Source organism: Rarobacter incanus (assembly GCF_006715765.1).
In the GTDB taxonomy this organism is placed as follows: Bacteria; Actinomycetota; Actinomycetes; order Actinomycetales; family Cellulomonadaceae; genus Rarobacter; species Rarobacter incanus.
In genome coordinates this window covers 2,189,855-2,209,204 of record NZ_VFNV01000001.1, presented here as the reverse complement: position 1 = coordinate 2,209,204, position 19,350 = coordinate 2,189,855, and the positions used below count along the sequence as shown (strand labels likewise).

General features: G+C 63.9%; 18 protein-coding genes and 1 riboswitch. Of the genes, 10 read left to right on the top strand and 8 right to left on the bottom strand.

Features of this window, described 5'->3' with window-relative positions:
- Positions 1–49: 49 nt before the first annotated feature.
- The gene (locus tag FB389_RS10990) at positions 50–124 is read left to right on the top strand and encodes a 50S ribosomal protein bL37 (RefSeq protein ID WP_425467272.1); all 75 of its coding nucleotides are present in this window, start codon (positions 50–52) and stop codon (positions 122–124) included.
- A 133-nt stretch (positions 125–257) separates the two neighbouring features.
- On the opposite strand, the gene rsrA is transcribed toward FB389_RS10990, so the two are convergent.
- Together rsrA and FB389_RS09120 are read right to left on the bottom strand one after the other, a co-directional pair.
- A complete protein-coding gene (gene rsrA, locus FB389_RS09125; protein WP_142112941.1) occupies positions 258–539 on the bottom strand; it encodes a mycothiol system anti-sigma-R factor in 282 nt (93 codons plus the stop codon).
- Complete coding sequence (locus tag FB389_RS09120) at positions 536–1,192, bottom strand: sigma-70 family RNA polymerase sigma factor (protein ID WP_142112938.1); 657 nt, start codon at positions 1,190–1,192, stop codon at positions 536–538. The genes rsrA and FB389_RS09120 overlap by 4 nt, the downstream gene beginning before the upstream one ends.
- A gap of 200 nt (positions 1,193–1,392) precedes the next feature.
- Between FB389_RS09120 and FB389_RS09115 the strand changes: the two genes are divergently transcribed.
- Both FB389_RS09115 and FB389_RS09110 read left to right on the top strand, forming a co-directional pair.
- Positions 1,393–1,617, top strand: a complete 225-nt coding sequence (locus FB389_RS09115) for a DUF3107 domain-containing protein (protein WP_142112936.1) — start codon at positions 1,393–1,395, stop codon at positions 1,615–1,617.
- A gap of 316 nt (positions 1,618–1,933) precedes the next feature.
- Positions 1,934–3,559 carry a DEAD/DEAH box helicase gene (locus tag FB389_RS09110; RefSeq protein WP_142112935.1) on the top strand — a complete coding sequence of 542 codons (1,626 nt, stop codon included), beginning with the start codon at positions 1,934–1,936 and terminating at the stop codon, positions 3,557–3,559.
- 13 nt (positions 3,560–3,572) lie between these two features.
- Here FB389_RS09110 and FB389_RS09105 read toward each other — a convergent pair whose 3' ends face one another.
- Positions 3,573–4,457, bottom strand: a complete 885-nt coding sequence (locus tag FB389_RS09105; RefSeq protein ID WP_142112933.1) for a PHP domain-containing protein — start codon at positions 4,455–4,457, stop codon at positions 3,573–3,575.
- A gap of 50 nt (positions 4,458–4,507) precedes the next feature.
- On the opposite strand from FB389_RS09105, the gene FB389_RS09100 reads away from it, so the two are divergent.
- Positions 4,508–6,034, top strand: a complete 1,527-nt coding sequence (locus tag FB389_RS09100; protein WP_142112931.1) for an aminopeptidase P family protein — start codon at positions 4,508–4,510, stop codon at positions 6,032–6,034.
- A 51-nt stretch (positions 6,035–6,085) separates the two neighbouring features.
- Here the strand turns inward: FB389_RS09100 and FB389_RS09095 are convergent, their stop codons facing one another.
- Positions 6,086–6,811: a YflT domain-containing protein gene (locus FB389_RS09095; protein WP_211344985.1), complete on the bottom strand. Its 726-nt coding sequence runs from the start codon at positions 6,809–6,811 to the stop codon at positions 6,086–6,088.
- A 91-nt stretch (positions 6,812–6,902) separates the two neighbouring features.
- Here FB389_RS09095 and FB389_RS09090 point away from each other — a divergent pair, with 91 nt between their 5' ends.
- The 3 genes from FB389_RS09090 to FB389_RS09080 are packed head-to-tail and all read left to right on the top strand — an operon-like array spanning position 6,903 to position 9,862.
- Entirely contained in the window at positions 6,903–8,183 is a 1,281-nt protein-coding gene (locus tag FB389_RS09090; protein ID WP_142112930.1) for a magnesium transporter MgtE N-terminal domain-containing protein, read from the top strand.
- Positions 8,176–8,706: a DUF1003 domain-containing protein gene (locus FB389_RS09085; RefSeq protein ID WP_142112928.1), complete on the top strand. Its 531-nt coding sequence runs from the start codon at positions 8,176–8,178 to the stop codon at positions 8,704–8,706. The genes FB389_RS09090 and FB389_RS09085 overlap by 8 nt, the downstream gene beginning before the upstream one ends.
- A 10-nt stretch (positions 8,707–8,716) precedes the next feature.
- On the top strand, positions 8,717–9,862 hold the full coding sequence (locus tag FB389_RS09080; RefSeq protein WP_142112926.1) for a P-loop NTPase: 1,146 nt from the start codon (positions 8,717–8,719) through the stop codon (positions 9,860–9,862).
- Positions 9,863–9,884: 22 nt separating this feature from the next.
- Here the strand turns inward: FB389_RS09080 and FB389_RS09075 are convergent, their stop codons facing one another.
- On the bottom strand, positions 9,885–10,679 hold the full coding sequence (locus FB389_RS09075; RefSeq protein WP_142112924.1) for an exodeoxyribonuclease III: 795 nt from the start codon (positions 10,677–10,679) through the stop codon (positions 9,885–9,887).
- Between the two features lie 200 nt (positions 10,680–10,879).
- Between FB389_RS09075 and FB389_RS10615 the strand changes: the two genes are divergently transcribed.
- Entirely contained in the window at positions 10,880–13,519 is a 2,640-nt protein-coding gene (locus FB389_RS10615) for a glycosyl hydrolase family 18 protein (protein ID WP_142112922.1), read from the top strand.
- Positions 13,520–13,605: 86 nt separating this feature from the next.
- Here FB389_RS10615 and FB389_RS09065 read toward each other — a convergent pair whose 3' ends face one another.
- From FB389_RS09065 to FB389_RS09055, 3 genes are all read right to left on the bottom strand, one after another.
- Complete coding sequence (locus tag FB389_RS09065) at positions 13,606–14,490, bottom strand: bifunctional methylenetetrahydrofolate dehydrogenase/methenyltetrahydrofolate cyclohydrolase (protein ID WP_142112920.1); 885 nt, start codon at positions 14,488–14,490, stop codon at positions 13,606–13,608.
- 12 nt (positions 14,491–14,502) lie between these two features.
- Complete coding sequence (gene glyA, locus FB389_RS09060) at positions 14,503–15,801, bottom strand: serine hydroxymethyltransferase (RefSeq protein ID WP_142112918.1); 1,299 nt, start codon at positions 15,799–15,801, stop codon at positions 14,503–14,505.
- A 66-nt stretch (positions 15,802–15,867) separates the two neighbouring features.
- Positions 15,868–15,958, bottom strand: a riboswitch (ZMP/ZTP riboswitch).
- 69 nt (positions 15,959–16,027) lie between these two features.
- Positions 16,028–16,534: a GNAT family N-acetyltransferase gene (locus FB389_RS09055; RefSeq protein ID WP_142112917.1), complete on the bottom strand. Its 507-nt coding sequence runs from the start codon at positions 16,532–16,534 to the stop codon at positions 16,028–16,030.
- A 126-nt stretch (positions 16,535–16,660) separates the two neighbouring features.
- Here FB389_RS09055 and purU point away from each other — a divergent pair, with 126 nt between their 5' ends.
- Together purU and FB389_RS09045 are read left to right on the top strand one after the other, a co-directional pair.
- The gene (gene purU / locus FB389_RS09050; protein WP_425467256.1) at positions 16,661–17,527 is read left to right on the top strand and encodes a formyltetrahydrofolate deformylase; all 867 of its coding nucleotides are present in this window, start codon (positions 16,661–16,663) and stop codon (positions 17,525–17,527) included.
- A gap of 177 nt (positions 17,528–17,704) precedes the next feature.
- Positions 17,705–18,982, top strand: a complete 1,278-nt coding sequence (locus FB389_RS09045; RefSeq protein ID WP_142112913.1) for an ABC transporter substrate-binding protein — start codon at positions 17,705–17,707, stop codon at positions 18,980–18,982.
- Positions 18,983–19,350 lie beyond the last annotated feature (368 nt).

Here is a 19,350-nt window from a genome sequence, read left to right as displayed (position 1 = left end):
TTGCGCCGCAATGGAATTGGTGGCGCCCCAAGAAAACCAGGAGAAGTTGATGAGCAAGCGTGGACGGAAGCGCCGCAGCCGCAAGAGCAACCCCGCTAACCACGGCAAGCGTCCCAACGCCTGAGCGAGGCGAAACGACCACGGGGTGACCGCACGCATAGCGTGCGGTCACCCCGTTTTTGCATCCCGTAGCCACCGAATTGGCCCCCTCCGCGCGGCGCAAGCCGTCCGCTGCAGTGAGCATAGCGGCCTAAGGGTCAGGCCTCGTCGATAATTCTCAACCTTTGCACGATCCGCACCCGCAATTCGCTGGGCGCCTGCTCGATGCAACACCTGCGAAGCAGCTTCCGCACGATCTCAGAGGTAATGGCGTCCGACGAACACGACTCGCAGCTCTCGATGTGCGCCCGAATGCGATCGGCGCTGGTCGAATTGAGCGTCGAGTCCAGGTACTCAAGAAGGTGCTCGTAGGCCTCCTGGCAATCACAGGGACCGCCCGTTGCCGGGGATTGACCGCAGGGCTTGGCCTGGTGACTCATTTGTCCTCCTGCTCGACTTCGGACCGTACATCCTGCGCGGGGGAAGCGGATCGGTGTTCATCGCCCACGTCCAGGCCCCGTTGCTTCGCGTAATCCGCGAGAAGTTCGCGCAATTGCGCCCGGCCGCGGTGCAGGCGGGACATGACCGTGCCCATCGGCGTACCCATCATTTCGGCGATTTCCTTGTACGGGAAACCTTCGACGTCCGCGAGGTAAACGGCCACCCGGCGATCTTCCGGCAGTTGCGCGAGTGCCTGCTTGATGTCCTCGTTGGGCAGGCGGTCCAGCGCCTCCATCTCCGCGGAGCGCAGGCCCGTCGAGGTGTGCGACTGGGCCCGCGCTATCTGCCAATCCTCGATCTCATCGGTCGCAGAGTGTTTCGGCTCGCGCTGCTTCTTGCGATACGTGTTGATGTACGTGTTCGTCAAGATCCGGTACAGCCACGCCTTTAGGTTCGTTTCCGGACGGTACTGGTGAAACGCGGCAAAGGCCTTGGTGAAGGCCTCTTGGACCAGGTCCTCCGCATCGGTCGGGTTACGCGTCATACGCAGCGCGGCGGCATACAACTGGTCGAGGTACTGCAACGCGTCGCGCTCGAATCGCTCACGGCGATCTGCCTGCGCTTCGCTCACGGGGGCGCGGTTTGTATCCATTACCCGCAAGACTACCCGGCCCGCGTCCCGGGACGCGGCACGAACCAGAGGCGGTCTATCTAAGGTCGAGTTCACGGTCGGCACGCTAGTGATAACGCTCGTGGCGAACGGAACATTCCGCGGCCCGATCCGCACCCGGTCACGCACTACGATCGGTTCGTAGGCCATCCGGCGCACGTACAGACGACAAGGAGATAGCAGTGGAGATCACTATCGGAGTCCAGAACAACCCGCGCGAACTGTCGGTCGAGGTGGACAGCACAGCATCGGAGGTCGCCGACCGCATCAAGGACGCGATTGACAAAGGGACGCTGCTTTCCCTGACCGATCCCAAGGGCCGCACCGTGCTGGTCCCCGCCGCCAGCATTGCCTACATCGAAATTGGGGCGGAAACCCACTACCGGGTGGGGTTCGGCGCGCTCTAGGCGTCGCGGCGCGGGGCCGCCGAGGTTTCACGGCGCAGCCCCGCCGCCGACCCGCATCATCGCAGTTCGGTGGCTCGCGTTCGCCGCAATCACCCAACTGCGCCTTTGCGCGCTAGAATGATTCCGTTCACACGGTTGCCCGGTCGTAAACTCAACGACGGATCATCTCCCCCAGTTTTCAGTGATGGGGATCGCGGCACGCTGCAACGCTGCCCGGTAGAATTGCGCGATCGGCCTCCGTCCGTTTGTTGAGCAGCGTCGCGGACCGCAGACAAGCCGGTCCAGGCGCCCAACATGATCCGACAGGACCGCCCAGGTGACAAACACCATCCCCGACGCTGCGGCGCAGCCCACCCACGAAGAAGCAGCGGAGTCTACCGCTCCCGAACAGACCTTTGCCGATTTTGGCGTACTCGACGACACGGTCGGGTCCCTGCGCGATGCCGGCATCGTCCACCCCTTCCCGATTCAGGCCATGACACTTCCGGTCGCCCTGGGCGGCCACGACATCATCGGCCAGGCCAAGACCGGAACCGGAAAGACGCTTGGTTTCGGGGTTCCGCTCCTCAACCGCGTCGTTGGCCCGGACGAACCCGGGTACGCCGATCTGCCCGTCCCCGGTAAGCCGCAGGCGGTCGTGATCGTTCCCACCCGCGAACTCGCGGTGCAGGTGGCGGGGGATCTCTCCACGGCGTCCTCGCGCCGATCGGTGCGGATCGTCCAGCTTTACGGCGGGCGCGCCTACGAGCCCCAGGTCGCCGCGCTCACCGCGGGCGCCGATGTGATTGTCGGCACCCCGGGGCGGATGATCGACCTGATGAACCAGGGCCACTTGAGCCTGCGCCGGGCCGGAATTGTCGTCCTGGATGAGGCGGACGAGATGCTTGACCTCGGGTTCTTGCCGGATGTTGAGAAGTTGCTGGCGCAGACTCCGGCGGTGCGTCAAACGATGCTGTTCTCCGCAACGATGCCGGGCGCCGTGGTCGCCCTCGCGCGCCGATACATGACGCAGCCCACTCACATCCGCGCCGCGGATCCCGATGACGATTCGGTCACGGTCAAGAACATCGCCCAGTTCGTCTACCGCACCCACGCGCTCGATAAGATCGAGGTCCTTGCGCGCATCTTGCAGGCCCACGAACGGGGGCTGACCATCGTCTTCACCCGTACCAAGCGCACCGCCGCCAAGGTGACCGAGGAACTCACCGAACGCGGATTCGCGGCCGGTTCCATCCACGGCGATCTGGGGCAAGGGGCACGCGAGCAGGCCCTGCGCGCTTTCCGCAAGGGAAAGATCGACGTTCTGGTCGCCACGGACGTTGCGGCGCGGGGAATCGATGTCGAAGACGTCACGCACGTCGTCAACTACCAGTGCCCCGAAGACGAAAAGGTCTACCTGCACCGCACCGGGCGCACGGGCCGCGCGGGTCAGCGTGGTACGGCGGTTACCTTTGTGGATTGGGACGATGTACCGCGATGGTCTCTCATCGATAAGGCAATCGGGCTGGGTCAACCCGATCCCATCGAGACCTACTCAACCTCGGATCACCTGTATTCGGATCTCAACATCGCCCCGGGCACCAAGGGCCGCCTGCCTCGCACGCAGCGCACCCGGGCCGGGCTGGAGGCAGAAGAACTCGAGGATGTCGGCGAGACCGGCAAGCACACCAAGAACCCGGGCCGCGGCGGACGCGACCGGGGCGAGGGCCGGGGCGGACGCGACCGGGGCGAGGGCCGTGGCGGACGCGACCGGGGCACACGCCCGCGGAACGGGTCCGGCGACAGCGCCTCCCGCAACGGCACCGAACGCAGCGCTGCTGCGCGGGCGAACGGCGACGAGTCTGCCGACAACCCAACGAAGCCGCGTCGCAGCCGTAATCGGAACCGGCGGCGCACGCGCGGAGGCCAGCCGATTACGGAGACGCCGAACAAGGATTCCTGATGGCGTAGCCCCGCTACTGCGGTAGTCTCCCCAGCACGGGAACGCCCGCGGCGGCGGCGATCCGTTTGACCATGACCGGCTCGGTGAGATTCTCACCGAGCCGGTTCTTTTTACCCGCCCCGTGATAGTCGCTTGAACCGGTGACGATCAGGTCATGGCGGCGCGCGAAATCGCGGAGGCGGACTCGTTCCTTGGCATCGTGGTCCCGGTGGTACACCTCGATGCCCAGCAGGCCGGCTTCAACCAGTTGCTCCAACGCATTCGTGGACAGCGTCTTGCCGCGGATCGTGGCGCCCGGATGCGCGATGACGGGAACTCCCCCCGCGGCACGCACCAGCTCCACCGCGCGCACCGAATCAATGGCGTAGTGGCGCACGAAGTAGCGGCCGTGCGCGGCCAGGATGTCGGCGAACGCCTCGTCGCGGTCGCGGACGATTCCCTTCGCGACCAGCGCGTCGGCAATGTGCGGGCGCCCGACGGTTGCACCCTGCGGCGTCTGCTCGAGCACGTCCTGCCAGGTAAGCGGCAGATCGGCCGCGATGTTGTCGACCATCCGCTCCGCGCGCGTGACGCGATCGGAGCGCACCAGCTCAAATTCCCGGCGTAGATCGGCATTGTCGGGGTCGAAGAGATACCCGAGCATGTGCACAGACATTTTCTCCATCGCGGACGAGATTTCCGCGCCCCGCACCAGGGTCACCCCACAGGAGGCTGCCGCCCGCGCCGCCTCCGCCCACCCCGCCGTTGTGTCGTGATCCGTGATACCCACCGCGTCCAGACCGGCAGCGGCGGCGGCCGCGACCACATCGCGTGGGGAGGTCGTGCCGTCCGAAGCCGTCGAATGCGTGTGCAGATCGGCCCGGAACTCACCGGACGGATGGTGGTTTTGCGAACCCATGCCATCAACTCTAGCCGCGGCGCTGGTCAGGTGGGTGGACAATGGAAAGCATGACGAACGATGACCAGGCGCACTCAACGGATTCACTGGCACGCCGCGGAACCAACCGCAGCCAGCGGCCCACCTCCTCCGCATTCTCCGACTTCATCATGGGAAATTGGGCGCCCCGCGAACCGGCCCGCACGGCCCAAAGCGCCGACGCCCCCTACGCCGCGCGGCGCCGCGCCCGGCTGGGCCGGGCCTTCCCCGCCACGCGCCTCGTCATTCCCGCGGGTGGCCTGCGGCAGCGCTCGAACGATACCGACTACCGGTTCCGCCCCCATTCGGCCTTCGCGCACCTCAGCGCGCTGGGAACCGATCGCGAACCGGACGCTGTCCTGGTCATCGACGTGCCGGACGCCGACGCCAGCGATCCCACGCCGAAGGCAACCTTGTTCTTTCGGCCGCTGGCCGAACGCGACAACGACGAGTTCTTCGCGGATCCGCGCTACGGGGAGTTTTGGGTTGGCGCGCGTCCGACCCTCGACGAGGTCGCCGTCGAAACCGGGATGGCGACCGCGCACATCGACACGCTCCCCGATCGCTTGGCGAAGGACGTCGGATCGGAGGGCATGGGCCTGCTGGTGATGCGGGAGGCGGATGCCGCCGTCACCGAGTTGGTTGATCGGATACGGGCGCAATCACAGTTACCCACCGGGCCGGGCGAGGGGGGCGACGATGCGCTCTTCGAAGCGACCAGCGAACTGAGGCTGGTCAAGGATGACGCGGAGATCGGGCACCTGCGCGAGGCCGTCGCCGCCACCGCTAGCGGGTTCGAGGCGGTCATCCGCGCTCTTCCACAGGCAATTGGGCACGAGCGCGGAGAACGGGTCGTTGAGGCCACCTTCGATTCGCTGGCGCGCGTCAACGGCAACGCCGTTGGATACGAGACCATTGCCGCGGCCGGACCGCACGCAACCACGCTGCATTGGATTCGCAACGACGGGCAGGTGCGCGACGGGCAATTGCTCCTCTTGGATGCGGGCGTCGAGGTTGATTCGCTGTACACGGCGGATATCACGCGCACTATTCCGATCAGTGGACGCTTCAGCGATGCGCAACGGCGCGTTTACGAGGCGGTATTGGAGGCAGCGGACGCGGCCTTCGCTGTCGCGCTGCCCGGAAATCGGTTCCGCGATGTGCATGCGGCCGCGATGCGCGTCATCGCCGCCAAGCTCGACGAGTGGGGATTGTTGCCGGTCTCTGCCGAGGAATCGCTCGCCGAATCCGGGCAGTTCCACCGCCGGTGGATGGTCCACGGAACCTCGCATCACCTGGGCCTCGACGTGCACGACTGCGCGCAAGCCCGCCGCGAACTGTACGTTGACGGCGTGTTGGAACCGGGGATGGTGTTCACGATCGAGCCGGGGCTCTACTTCAAGCCCGACGACCAACTCATCCCGCAGGAGTTTCGCGGCATCGGCGTGCGCATCGAGGATGACGTGCTGATCACCCAAGACGGGTGCGAGAATCTGTCGGCCGCGCTGCCGCGCACCCCCGACGACGTCGAATCGTGGATCGCCAGCCTGCGCCATTGACGCGGCGCCTGGCCTAGTTACGCGGCGGTTGACGCGCTGCGCGCGGCTCTACTACAGCTCGCCGCGCGTATCCGCGGTGTTGGGTGCCTCCGCGGTCGATCCGTGCGGGGCGGCTCCCGTTGCGCCGGCGCCGCTGGGCAGATCCTCGGTTCGCACGCCGTAGCGCGGGCGCCCATGCTCGTCAACGAAGTTGGGGTGCGGCTTAGACGGCTGCTCCGCGGGGTCGCCGTCAGTACCGACGGCGGATCGCTGATCCGCCGGGAGCTGGACCGCGGGTGCTGACGGTGGCGGTGTCTGGCGCAGGTAACCCCCCGCACGCAGCAACTCGCGGGCCGCGCCCGAACTCGCGGCTTCGCAGAGGACAACGTAGCGCGCGGCGACCAGCTGGGTCGCGGAGGTGAAGTCCCGCTTGCCGCCGGTCAAAGCGAACGATATGACCGAAAACAGCATCCCGAAACCCGCACCGACAGCCACCGCGGAGATCATCGCGACGGTCCCGTCGTTCACGAAGAGCATAAACAACAGCCCGATAAAGAGTCCGAACCAGGCGCCCGACGCCATTCCAGCGAGCGCAACCTTGGAATAGGTGAGGCGTCCGGTTACTCGTTCAACCATCTTGACGTCTTCGCCGACGATCGTTACGTTCTGCACCGCAAAGGCCTTGTCGGACAGGTAGTCAACCGCCTTTTGCGCGTCTAAATAGTTACTGAACGAGGCGATCTCCACCCCCTGCGGAAGGGTGGGAATTCGAGAATTGTTCGCCGCTCCAAATGTCATGGAACCATTATCGCGCGAAAGTGTCTTGCGGTCATGCGGTGAGCGAACCTAACGGCGCCCTTACCGCGTGCGCACCGGTTAGTCTTGTGCGGTGAGCAGTGCTTCTGGAAGGGTATTTATAGCGCGCCTGGCCGGGACCAAGGTTTTCGATCCGCTGGGCGACTTGGTAGGCCGCGTTCGTGATGTCGTCGTGACGCTGCGGCAGCACGGCAACCCGCGCGCGGTGGGCCTGGTGGTGGAGGTCGCGGGCCGAAAACGCGTATTCCTTCCGCTGACGCGCGTCACGAGCATTGCACCGGGCCAGGTCATTAGCACCGGGCTACTGAACATGCGCAGGTTCGAGCAGCGGCCGATGGAAACACTTGCCATCGGCGAACTGCTCGACAGGGAAGTTCAGCTCACGGATGGGTCCGGAAAGGCGACGATCGAAGATCTTGCCATGGAGCAATCACGCATGCGCGATTGGGAAATCACCAAACTCTCGCTGCGGCGCGACGCGCCGACAGGTGGTGGGCTTGTCCTTCGCCGCCGCGGCGAAACGTGGGTCGCCGATGTCTCCGATGTGCTCGCCCTCACACGCACCGGCGCCGAACAAAGCGCCAAGACGCTGCTGGCCACATACGAGGAACTCAAACCCGCCGACCTAGCCGACGTGCTGCATGAGCTTGACGACACCCGTCGCCTCGAAGTCGCAACCGCGATGGACGACGAGCGCCTCGCCGACGTGTTGGAGGAGCTTCCAGACGACGACCGAGTGGATATCTTGACCCGGCTGAAGGTGGACCGGGCCGCGGACGTCCTGGAAGCGATGCAGCCCGACGACGCGGCGGACCTGCTGCACGAGATGCCCGACGCGCAGGCCGCACAGTTGCTGGCGCTCATGGAGCCGGAAGAGGCCAAGGACGTTCGCCTGCTGCTCTCGTACGACGAAAAGACGGCCGGTGGCCTGATGACCACCGAACCCGTGATCGTTTCTCCCGAGACCTCGATTGCCACCGGGCTCGCACGCATCAGGCGCGCCGATGTCCCACCCGCACTGGCGGCGACCATCTTCGTGGTCCGCCCCCCGGTGGAAACGCCCACCGGCCGCTTCTTGGGGGTCGTGCACTTCCAGCGGATGCTGCGCGAACCGCCCCACGGCGCCATCGGCACCATCGTCGACTCGGACATCGAACCGGTCGACCCCCACACGTCTCTTTCAGAGATCGCCCGCCAACTCGCAACGTACAACCTGCTGGCCCTCCCCGTCGTAGACGAGGATCGACACCTGCTCGGCGCCGTCTCCATTGACGATGTCCTTGACCACATGCTGCCCGAAGACTGGCGCGGCACCGACGATTCGAAGACACAGGGGGACGCTAATCATGGCTGAGCGCCTGGATCTTCCCCGCACCACTCGGCGCACTATTCTGCCGCGAGTCAACGTTACCCAAGAGGGCTTCGGAAACGTCTCCGAGGCGATAGCGCGCTTCATGGGGACACCGCAGTTCTTGGTGTACATGACGATTTTCTGTATCGCGTGGTTGGCCTGGAACTCCTTTGCCCCCGGTGAGCTACGTTTCGACAAGGCCGCGAACGGCTTCACCGCCCTGACGTTGATGCTGTCCCTGCAAGCGTCCTACTCCGCACCCTTAATCCTGCTGGCGCAGAACAGGCAGACCGATCGCGACCGCGTCAGCGCCGAACAGGATCGCCAGCGCGCCGAGCGTAATCTGGCTGACACCGAATACCTGGCGCGGGAAGTCGCGGCGCTCCGGATCGCCCTGGGCGACGTGGCGACCCGCGACTTCGTGCGCTCCGAATTGCGAAACCTGCTCGAAGAGTTGAACCACGACGACCGCGACGATCACGCCGAGGACAACGGGACAACGCACATTTCGACGGAAAGAAAATAACGATCTGACCATGGAAACTCCCGCGCAGAATACCGTGATTGCCCGCGTGCGCGACGCGCTCTCTACCGTCGACGACCCCGAGATCCGGCGTCCCATTACCGAACTGGGCATGGTGCGCCGCGTCGCTCTCGACCCCGCCGACCCAACCCGGGTGCAAATCGGCATCGACCTCACCCAAGCCGGCTGCCCGCTTCGCGCCGATTTGGGCGACGCGGTGACCCGGGCGGCGCTCTCGGTGCCCGGGGTGGGCCACGTCGATATCGATTTCGGCGTCATGACGCCCGCGCAGCGCTCGCAGTTGCGCATCACCTTGCGCGGCACCGACGGACGCGCCCCCAACCCCTTCGCGGACCCCGGATCCCTGACTCGCATCTTTGCGATCGCATCCGGCAAGGGCGGGGTCGGCAAGTCGACCATGACCGCGAATCTCGCCGCCGCGATGGCCGCGGATGGACTGAGCGTCGGCGTCATTGACGCGGACATTCACGGTTTCTCGCTACCTTTGATGCTCGGCTCCACCGCTCAGCCAACGCGCATAGACGCAATGCTGATCCCGCCGGTCATACACGGGATAAAGCTCGTATCGATCGGCATGTTCACGCCCCCGGGCCGGGCGGTCGTCTGGCGCGGCCCCATGCTCCACCGAACGCTGGAGCAGTTCCTCGGCGACGTTTTTTGGGGGGACCTGGACGTGCTGCTTCTCGACTTGCCGCCCGGCACGGGCGACATGGCGATCTCCGTCGCACAACTGCTGCCGACTTCCCAGCTCGTTGTCGTGACGACCCCGCAGATTGCCGCTGCGGATGTCGCCATGCGGGCCGGGGCCCTGGCCGTGCAGACCTCCCAGCGCGTGGCCGGAGTCGTGGAAAACATGTCGTGGTTGCAAGCCCCTGACGGATCCCGCATGGAAATCTTTGGGCGCGGCGGCGGGGAACTCGTCGCTGGTCGTTTGGCCCAATCGCTCGGGTCGCCGGTTCCCCTTCTGGGGCAGGTTCCCCTGGACACGGCGATTCGTGAGGGCGGGGACAGCGGCCTACCGGTGGTCCTGGGGAATCCGCAATCCGCCGCCGCGCAGGCGATCACGCGCGTTGCCCGCGCACTAACGAGCCGGCCGCGCGGTCTGCCCGGGCAATCCCTCCCGATCTCGCCGCTGTAGGGCGCGGCGCCCCCGTGCCGCTCTAGATGTCGTATTCGACGATCAGCGGGGCGTGGTCCGAAAAGCGCTGGTCGTATGCGGCCGCGCGATCCACGACAGCAGACTTGACCGTCGCCGCCAGCTCCGGGGTCGCTATCTGGTAGTCGATGCGCCACCCAGCATCGTTGTCGAATGCCTTGCCCCGCCACGACCACCAGGTGTATGGGCCGGGACCCGGGCCGGCAACCGCCCGCCCGACATCTACGAATCCCAGTTCGTCGAACCAGCGATCCAGGTAGGCCCTCTCTTCCGGCAGGAATCCGGCCGCTTTCAGGTTTCCCTTCCAGTTCTTGATGTCGTCGTTGTGGTGGGCGATGTTGATGTCCCCACCCACGATCGATTTCCCCCCGCGCTGCGCCAGGTGCGCCATGCGGTCGGTGACAACGTCCAGGTGCGCGTATTTTTGGTCCATTTTGATGGTTCCAACCGTGCCGGAATGCAGGTAGGCCGACACCACCGTGAGCGCAGTACCCGACGGGGTAATGATGTCGGCCTCAATCCAGCGCCCCGTATCAACATCGGGCTCTTCGTCTTGGGCCCCGGTGCGAATGTCGCCCAGCGCCAGCGTGGTGGCAATCGCCACACCCGCGCGCCCCTTGATCCGGCACGCCTGATGCGCGATGTTCCATCCGGGTAGCAGGTCGGCGACGATGTCGTCATTTGCCCGCACTTCTTGCAGGAGCAGTACATCTGGCCGTTGCGTTTCTATCCAAGGGACGAGGCCCCTCTTCGCCGCCGCACGGATTCCATTGACATTGATTGTCGCGATTTTTAGCACCGTCACATCCTCGCGGATACGCGTCGCGGTAAGCAAATGAGTTCAGAAGTTGAACGGTCAGAGCGCTGCTCGGCATCGTCAAATTCGCCTTGCGCCCCTTTCAGGATGCGAGGTTTAGTTCTGCGTGTGAACATAACGATGTCGATATCAAGAGCCTGCAAAAGACATGCACGCGGGCACTCAGGAATAGCAAGGAAGCTATGTTTCGTTCAACTCAGCTCGACGCCTCCCTCTGGTCGAGGCACAAGAAGGTACTCGTCGCGGGTGCTGCCGCATTAGCGCTCGCACTCAGTTCAGGCGCGGCAATTGGCAGCGCCGCGCCGGTAGTTGCCGCCGCTGATGCAGCGTGCACGGCGCCCGCATGGGCCGCGACGGGAAGCTACAGCGGCGGCTCGCAGGTCACATATCAGGGGCATACCTACACCGCGAAGTGGTGGGCAGGTGCTACCGATATCCCAGGAAAGGCCGAGCAATGGGTAGACAATGGTGCATGCACGGGTGATCCCGGCAGCGGTGGAGGGACGACGCCAGGATCGGGCGACGGTTCCAACAACGGATCGGGTTCAGGCGGCACGGGTGGAACGACTGCACCGGACTCCGCTCTGAACGGATACCGCAATGTCGGATACTTTGCTCAATGGGGTGTCTACGGTCGCAAGTTTACGGTCAAGAACGTCGACACTTCCGGCGCCGCCAAGCAGTTGACGCACATCAACTACTCGTTCGCGAATATCGATAACAACACCTACAAGTGCTTTATCAAGAACGGACAGGCACGCGAAGGCCACCCTGAAGGCGCAGGGGACGCGTTCGCGGACTATGGCAAGACCTATTCGGCCGGTGATTCCGTGTCGGGCACGGCCGATACGTGGAATCAGCCACTAGCCGGTAGCTTCAATCAGCTCAAGCAACTCAAGGCGAAGTACCCACACCTCAAGGTCATGATCTCGATCGGCGGGTGGACCTATTCCAAGTACTTCTCAAAGGCCGCGGCGACGGATGCATCCAGGAAGGCACTCGTATCTTCATGCATCGATCTGTACCTCAAGGGCAACGTTCCAATCATCGATGGCTTCGGCGGTGACGGCGCTGCGGCCGGCATCTTCGACGGAATCGATATCGACTGGGAATGGCCAGGCTCCACGAACGGGGAGGCTTCGAACTTCGTTGACCCCGTCAACGACAAGGCGAATTTCAAAGCACTGCTCAAGGAATTCCGCACGCAACTAGATGCCCTTGAGAACCAAACGGGCCGCCACTACTTGCTGTCCGGATTCTTGCCCGCTAACCCGGCTGACATTAACGCGGGTGGTTGGAATGACCCAGAGCTGTTCGATTACTTCGACTACGGGAACATCCAGGGCTACGACTTCTGGGGGACCTGGGATCTTTCGAAGAACGGACATCAGGCAAACCTCTACGACGATCCAAAGGACAATCGCGCGGCGGACAAGCGGTACAGCATCGATAAGGCTGTCAAGCAATACACGTCGAAGGGGATCGCACCTTCGCAACTTGGTATCGGTCTTGCCGCCTACGGCCGCGGATGGTCGGGCGTCACTTCCGATCAGTCTTGGGTATCCGGGAACTACACGGCAGCCCATGGCACCTGGGAAGCAGGAAATGAAGACTATGACGTCATCACTGGGACATGCACGGATTCCTTTGACCCGGTGGCCGGCGCCGCCTGGTGCTACAACGCGTCAACCAAGACATGGTGGTCCTACGACAACAAGGAGTCGATAGCGGCAAAGGCTTCATACATCGTCGCCAACGGTCTGGGAGGCGGCATGTGGTGGGAGCTGTCCGGCGATGAGCGCAACGAACTAATCTCGACGCTGAATACCAAACTGCTCGCCGCCAAGCAGGGCCCCGTCGACGCGGGAAACACCGACACCGGCGGCAACAACGGCGGCAACGACAACACCGGCGGCAACAACGGCGGCAACGACAACACCGGCGGCAACAACGGCGGCACCGACAACACCGGCGGCAACAACGGCGGCAACAACGGCGGTAACAACGGCGGCAACGACAACACCGGCGGCAACGGCGGCAACGACAACACCGGCGGCAACGGCGGCAACGACAACACCGGCGGCAACGGCGGCAACGACAACACCGGCGGCAACGGCGGCAACGACAACACCGGCGGCACCGGCGGCAACGACAACACCGGCGGCACCGGCGGCAACGACAACACCGGCGGCACCGGCGGCAACGACAACGATTCCACGATCGAATGGGTAACCATGGACTACAGATCCGTGGTGGCGGGCCTGACAGCGACGTACGGACGCACCAACACCGTTTCGTTTGCGATCACGGAATCCGGCAAGCCGGTCGAGGGCTCGATCACCGTGCGCCTCTCTGCCGGGTCCAAGAGCGCGAACCGGACGCTGCGGCTGCAGGACGGGAGGGCCTCGTTCGTTCTTGACCGCGGCCTCGATGCCAACACCTATCCACTGCGGGTGACGGTGACACCGAAGACGGGGGCCTCGTTCTCAAAAACTCTGATCGTCCGAGTCAAGAAGGCCAAGGCCGTCATTGCGAAGCAGCGAGCCCTGGGAAAGGGCAAGAAGCGCGCGATCAAACGCGGGACGGTCAGGCGGATCCGTGTCGTCTTCACCGCGCCGCGCAACGCCAACCTGCGCGGCACCGTCAAAGCCAGCGTCAACGGGAAGCAGATTGGCAAGGGAAAGCTCCGCTTGGTCAAGGGGAAGTGGCAAACCACCATCGCGGTAAAGAACGCGACAAAGAAGGGAAGAATCAAGCTGTCGATACGGGGCAATAAGAACATCAGCAGCGCCAAAATCAGCACTAAAATCCGTGTGAGGTAGCCCGCGGATCCATGCGGAGAAGGCCTTGGGCCGGGGATGAAAAACCCGGCCCAAGGCCTTCTCACATGCGCGGCACGCCCTTACTGCTAAAGTCCCGCCTGCCGTTCGGCTGCCTCCACCACGTTGACCAACAGCATCGCCCGAGTCATCGGCCCCACTCCTCCGGGGTTGGGCGAAAGCCAGCCCGCCACCTCGGCGGCCGCCGGATCGACATCGCCAACGACCACCGATTTCCCGGTCTGAGGGTCGGTTGCGCGGCTAACGCCGACATCCAGGACAATGGCCCCCGGCTTCACGTCCGCCGCGGACACGATTCCCGGCGAACCGGCGGCGGCGACGATGACGTCTGCCTGGCGCAGTAGGGCCGGCAAATCACGCGTCCCGGTGTGCGTCAGAGTGACTGTCGCATTGATCTCCTTGCGCGTGAGCAGCAGCCCGATCGACCGTCCCACGGTAACCCCGCGCCCAACGACGACAACGTGCTTCCCGGCCCAGGAAAGGCCGTGCCTTTCGACCAATTCCACGATCCCGAATGGAGTGCACGGCAAGGAAGACGTGATGGGTCCCGAGCCACGCAGAACTAACCGCCCCAGGTTCGTCGGGTGCAGTCCGTCTGCGTCCTTGTCAGGATCGATCAGTTCCAGCACCCTGTTGGTGTCGATTCCCTTCGGGAGCGGCAACTGCACGATATAGCCCGTGCATGCGGGGTCGTTGTTCAGCCTCGTGACCGCGGCCTCGATCTCGTCTTGGGTCGCCGTCTCGGGTAAATCCTCGCGGATCGAGCGTATTCCGACCTCGGCGCAATCGCGGTGCTTACCCGCGACATACCACTTGCTTCCGGGGTCCTGCCCCACCAGCAACGTGCCGAGACCCGGCTCAGTCCCGCGATCCCGTAGCGCCGCGACTCTATCCGCCAGTTCCGCCTTGATGGTCGCGGCCGTCGCCTTGCCATCTAGAACGTTCGCCGTCATTTTAGACCCCGCTCAGTACTGCGCAAGGCCCGGGTACAGCGGGAATTGCGCTGTGAGGGCCGCGACGCGGGCGCGCAGCGCCGCAACGTCGGCGTTGGCGCCGTCACGGAGCGTGATCGCGATGATGTCGGCAACCTCAGTAAACTGCTCGTCCCCAAACCCGCGCGTGGCGAGCGCCGGGGTACCGATACGCAAACCCGAAGTCACCATCGGCGGACGCGGGTCGTTCGGAACCGCGTTGCGGTTGACGGTGATACCGACCTCGTGCAGCAGATCCTCGGCCTGCTTGCCGTCGATGGCGGCGTCGCGCAAGTCGACCAGCACCAGGTGCACGTCGGTTCCCCCCGAACGCACAGCGATGCCCGCATCCGCGACGTCCTTCGCGATCAGCCGATCGGCGATGAGCGAGGCGCCGCGCAGCGTGCGCGCCTGCCGATCGCGGAAGTCCTCGCCGGCCGCGACCTTGAAAGCGATAGCCTTCGCGGCGATCACGTGCATCAGCGGCCCGCCCTGCTGGCCCGGGAATACCGCGGAGTTGATCTTCTTCGCCAGCGCCTCATCGTTGGTCAGGATGAAACCAGAACGAGGCCCGCCCAACGTCTTGTGCGCAGTCGAGGAAACCACATCGGCGTACGGAACCGGGCTGGGGTGCAGGCCGGCTGCGACCAGCCCCGCGAAGTGCGCCATGTCGACCCACAGGTACGCCCCAACCTCATCGGCAATCTCGCGGAACTTTGCGAAATCAACGTGGCGGGGGTAAGCCGACCAACCGGCGATGATGACCTTCGGCTTGTGCTCGAGGGCGAGGCGCCGCACCTCTTCCATGTCAATCAGCGACGTCTCCGGGTCCACACCGTAGGCAACGATGTCGTAAAGGCGCCCGGAGAAGTTGATCTTCATGCCGTGGGTCAGGTGACCGCCCTGGTCCAACGACAGGCCCAACAGGGTGTCGCCGGGCCGCGCAATCGCGTGCAAAACGGCGGCGTTCGCGGTCGCACCGGAGTGCGGTTGCACGTTAGCGAACTTCGCCCCGAACAGCGCCTTGGCCCGTTCGATGGCTAGTTCTTCGGCCACGTCAACTTCTTCGCAGCCGCCGTAGTATCGGCGGCCCGGGTATCCCTCAGCGTACTTGTTGGTCAAAACCGAACCCTGTGCCTGTAGCACGGCGCGCGGAACAAAGTTCTCGGACGCGATCATCTCTAGGTAATCGCGCTGGCGGCCCAGTTCTCCGTCGAGGACGGCGGCGATTTCTGGATCCAAGTCGGCGATGTTTGCGTTGAGTAGGGGGTTTTGGGCGTTCGCTTCGCTCACGTTTACTCCTCGTTAGGTCCCTCGTGGCTGCGGCCACGTAGACACGACAAATCGGTCTGGCACGTGACCGTCGGCCCAGGCGAACGACCTACGATCGGCACACTCAACGTCGCTCCCTGGTGGTGATCCACCTCATGCGCCAGTTGCGACCTGCACTATGCTACGACACTTACCTCTTCGGCGGCAGTGGCACGGGCACGGAGAACTCGTCCGTAAATAAACGAAACTAATCGACGCCCTGGTCGGCCAGGATCTTTCGCAAATAGGCGTAGGTCAAGCGTCCGGCAACCTCGTCGTGCTGGTATTCGTAGCCTTGATCCTGATACATAGCTATGTTCTGCTTCGAATCCTTGCCGGTGAAAACCCAGATTTCGGTCGTTGTTTCCGGAAGATGCGGAAGGATCGCGAACATCAGCTGAGTGCCCACGCCCCTGCCCTGCTGGTCCGGCGCAACGGCCAGCCGCCCGAGGGTCGCCTTGTCCCCCTCGAATTCGACGCGGACCGAACCTATCAGGCGATGCCCGAGCCAGGCCCCCAGCGTCACGACGTCAGAACGTTGCAGATCTTCGCGCAACTGCGACAATGTCTGGGTGAGCGGCGGGATATTTGGATCGCCGTAAGCCTGCGCTTCGGTCACAAAAGCAGCACGCCGCAACGTGAGAAGCTCCCCCGCATGCGAAACCTCGATCGGCTCGATTCGGATCTCCATTGGCCCGTCAGTCGCGTCGCTCATGGACCTATATTCGCACTATTTGTCGGGGAAATACACCCGGGACCGCGGGTGCCGGGCGGTAATCGCGGCGCCGCATGTGGCGCGCGTGATGGGCAACGCGACGTTTGCCACCCAACACGGCTACCCTTGACCTCTGTGAGCAACGAATCAACGCAGCACTGGGTCCTGACGCTATCGTGCCCGGACCGCCCCGGGATCGTCCATGCGGTGACCGGGGTCCTGGCACAGCACAACGGCAACATTACGGAATCGCAGCAGTTCGGGGACCCGCTCACCAACACCTTTTTTATGCGGGTCGAGGTGGCGACCACCACCGATGCGAATCGAATATCCGTGGCGTTGGCCCCGGTAGCCGAAGAATTCGATATGACATGGCGCTTGGACGCTGCCGGGCGCCCCGTGCGCACGATCATCATGGTTTCCAAGGCGGCTCACTGCCTGAACGATCTGCTCTTCCGCCAGCGCGCCGGCGACATCCCCATCGAGGTCGCCGCAGTCGTTGCGAATCACATGGACCTCAAGCCGCTCGCCGACTTCTATGAGGTCCCATTCATCTATCTACCGGTATCCAAGGAAACGAAGACGGAGGCCGAACGCGAGCTCGTCCGCTTGGTGAATGACCTCGACGTCGAACTTGTGGTGCTGGCGCGTTACATGCAGATCCTCTCCGATGAGCTTTGCAGCGAGCTTTCGGGCCGCGTTATCAACATTCACCACTCGTTCTTGCCGAGTTTCAAGGGCGCCAAACCGTACCACCAGGCGCATGCGCGGGGGGTCAAGCTCATCGGAGCGACGTCCCATTACGTCACCGGCGACCTTGATGAGGGGCCCATCATCGAGCAGGACGTCGAGCGTGTCGACCACGGTCGTTCCGCGGAGGAACTGGTGACGTTGGGCCAAGACGTTGAGCGACGAGTTCTGGCCCGCGCCGTCAGGTGGCACGCCGAACACCGCGTGCTTCTCAATGGACAGCGCACGGTCGTCTTCAAATAGGTGCCGATTTCACCCGCCACCTCGCGCGACGGTTTTAGACGAGGACGCTAAAGACCGATACCCTCAGTAATAACATCGCTGCGCTGGACGAACGCAGGAGCGGTACCCCCGTATCGGCCCGTCACCACCGCAATGGCGCGATGGATACTGCGTTGACCGGAGAGTCGGAGGTTGGGCATGACAAGGAAATGGGTGCGCGGCGTAGCGCTCGCAGCAGCTATGGTCACATCGCTGGGGATCGCCGGGTGCGCGTCGGGCGATACCGAGCAGTCGGCGGCGACCCAGACCACCGAGGCGGAGGTGTTCTCTTGGTGGACTGAGGGTTCGGAGAAGGCGGGCCTCGACGCTCTTGTTGCCGTTTTCAATAAGCAGCACCCGAACGTGCAGTTCGTCAACGCAACCGTCGCCGGCGGTGCAGGATCCAACGCCACACAGGTGCTGGCCGAACGCCTCAGCGAGTATGACCCGCCGGACAGCTTCCAATCACACGCGGGCGCCGCGGTGGTCGATTACGTCAAGCGGGGACAGATCGAGGACCTGTCATCTCTTTACGACGAGTGGGGCCTGCGCGACGTATTCCCCGCCGATCTGATCAGCCAGCTGACGGTGCGGGACAAGATATATTCCATCCCGGCCAACATTCACCGGGCCAACATGGTGTGGATCAATCCCGATGTCCTCAAGACCGCCGGTTTAGACCCGAAAGCCACCTACTCCACGACCGCCGATTGGATCAAGGCGCTAGAGGCCATAAAGAAGACGGGCAAGACCCCGCTGGCGCTCGGACAGTCTTGGACTCAGGTGCAGTTGCTCGAAACGACATTGCTGGCCGACCTCGGGGTCAAGGGCTACAACGGCCTGTGGGACGGCACCACCAATTGGGGTGGTTCTCAGGTTAGGGCTTCGCTGCAAAACTTCCAAAAGCTCCTGGAGCTGTCCAATTCAAACCGGGACGAGCTGGAGTGGCCGCAGGCGCTTGCGCTCCTAAAGGACGGCAAGGCAGGATTCAACGTCATGGGCGACTGGGCTGCGGCCGAACTGGAAAATGATGGCGCGAAACTCGGCTCGGATGTGCTGTATTCGCCTGTCCCTGGCACAGCAGGAGTGTTCGACTACCTGGCTGACTCATTTACTCTTCCTGTCGGGGCGCCGCACCCGGAAGGTTCCAAAGCCTGGCTCGAGACGGTTGGCTCGCTTGACGGCCAGGTGGCCTTCAACAAGGCAAAGGGCTCGATCCCTGCCCGCACTGACGCCGATCCGTCGGAGTTTTCCGAGTATCAACAGGGCGCGATCAAGGACTTCAAGGACAACACCATCGTGTCGTCGCTGGCCCACGGGGCTGCTGCCGCGCCCACGGAGTTGGACGCGATAACGGCGGCCGTCGCCGACTTTGCAACGCAAAAGACGGATCTGGCAGCGTTCCAAAAGGCGCTGGTGGCGGCCGCAAAGGGCTAGCCGCCGCGCCGCGACGCCCGCCTGTCTTGTAGCCCGCTTCGCTGGTCTTGTACCCAGCGAAGCGGGCGTACACAGGCCACATCGGCTGGCCAATAATAGGGCCTGATCTCGATACACGCCTACGACGCACTCGATCAACGAGGCGCAGCGCACTCGATCAACGCGGAACCACACACTGCCCCGCCGGTCGAGTAGCCCGCCCAGCCGGCATATCGAGACCACCACCTCACATTGATCTCGATACACGCCTAGGACGCACTCGATCAACGCGGAACCACACACTGCCCCGCCGGTCGAGTAGCCCGCCCAGCGGGCATATCGAGACCACCACCTCACATTGATCTCGATACACGCCTACGGCGCACTCG

Coding starts and splice junctions, on each gene's coding strand:
- rsrA (WP_142112941.1), bottom strand. CDS start 539: ATGAGTCACCAGGCCAAGCCCTGCGGTCAATCCCCGGCAACGGGCGGT.
- FB389_RS09120 (WP_142112938.1), bottom strand. CDS start 1,192: ATGGATACAAACCGCGCCCCCGTGAGCGAAGCGCAGGCAGATCGCCGT.
- FB389_RS09105 (WP_142112933.1), bottom strand. CDS start 4,457: ATGGGTTCGCAAAACCACCATCCGTCCGGTGAGTTCCGGGCCGATCTG.
- FB389_RS09100 (WP_142112931.1), top strand. CDS start 4,508: ATGACGAACGATGACCAGGCGCACTCAACGGATTCACTGGCACGCCGC.
- FB389_RS09095 (WP_211344985.1), bottom strand. CDS start 6,811: ATGACATTTGGAGCGGCGAACAATTCTCGAATTCCCACCCTTCCGCAG.
- FB389_RS09085 (WP_142112928.1), top strand. CDS start 8,176: ATGGCTGAGCGCCTGGATCTTCCCCGCACCACTCGGCGCACTATTCTG.
- FB389_RS09080 (WP_142112926.1), top strand. CDS start 8,717: ATGGAAACTCCCGCGCAGAATACCGTGATTGCCCGCGTGCGCGACGCG.
- FB389_RS10615 (WP_142112922.1), top strand. CDS start 10,880: ATGTTTCGTTCAACTCAGCTCGACGCCTCCCTCTGGTCGAGGCACAAG.
- FB389_RS09065 (WP_142112920.1), bottom strand. CDS start 14,490: ATGACGGCGAACGTTCTAGATGGCAAGGCGACGGCCGCGACCATCAAG.
- FB389_RS09055 (WP_142112917.1), bottom strand. CDS start 16,534: ATGAGCGACGCGACTGACGGGCCAATGGAGATCCGAATCGAGCCGATC.
- FB389_RS09045 (WP_142112913.1), top strand. CDS start 17,705: ATGACAAGGAAATGGGTGCGCGGCGTAGCGCTCGCAGCAGCTATGGTC.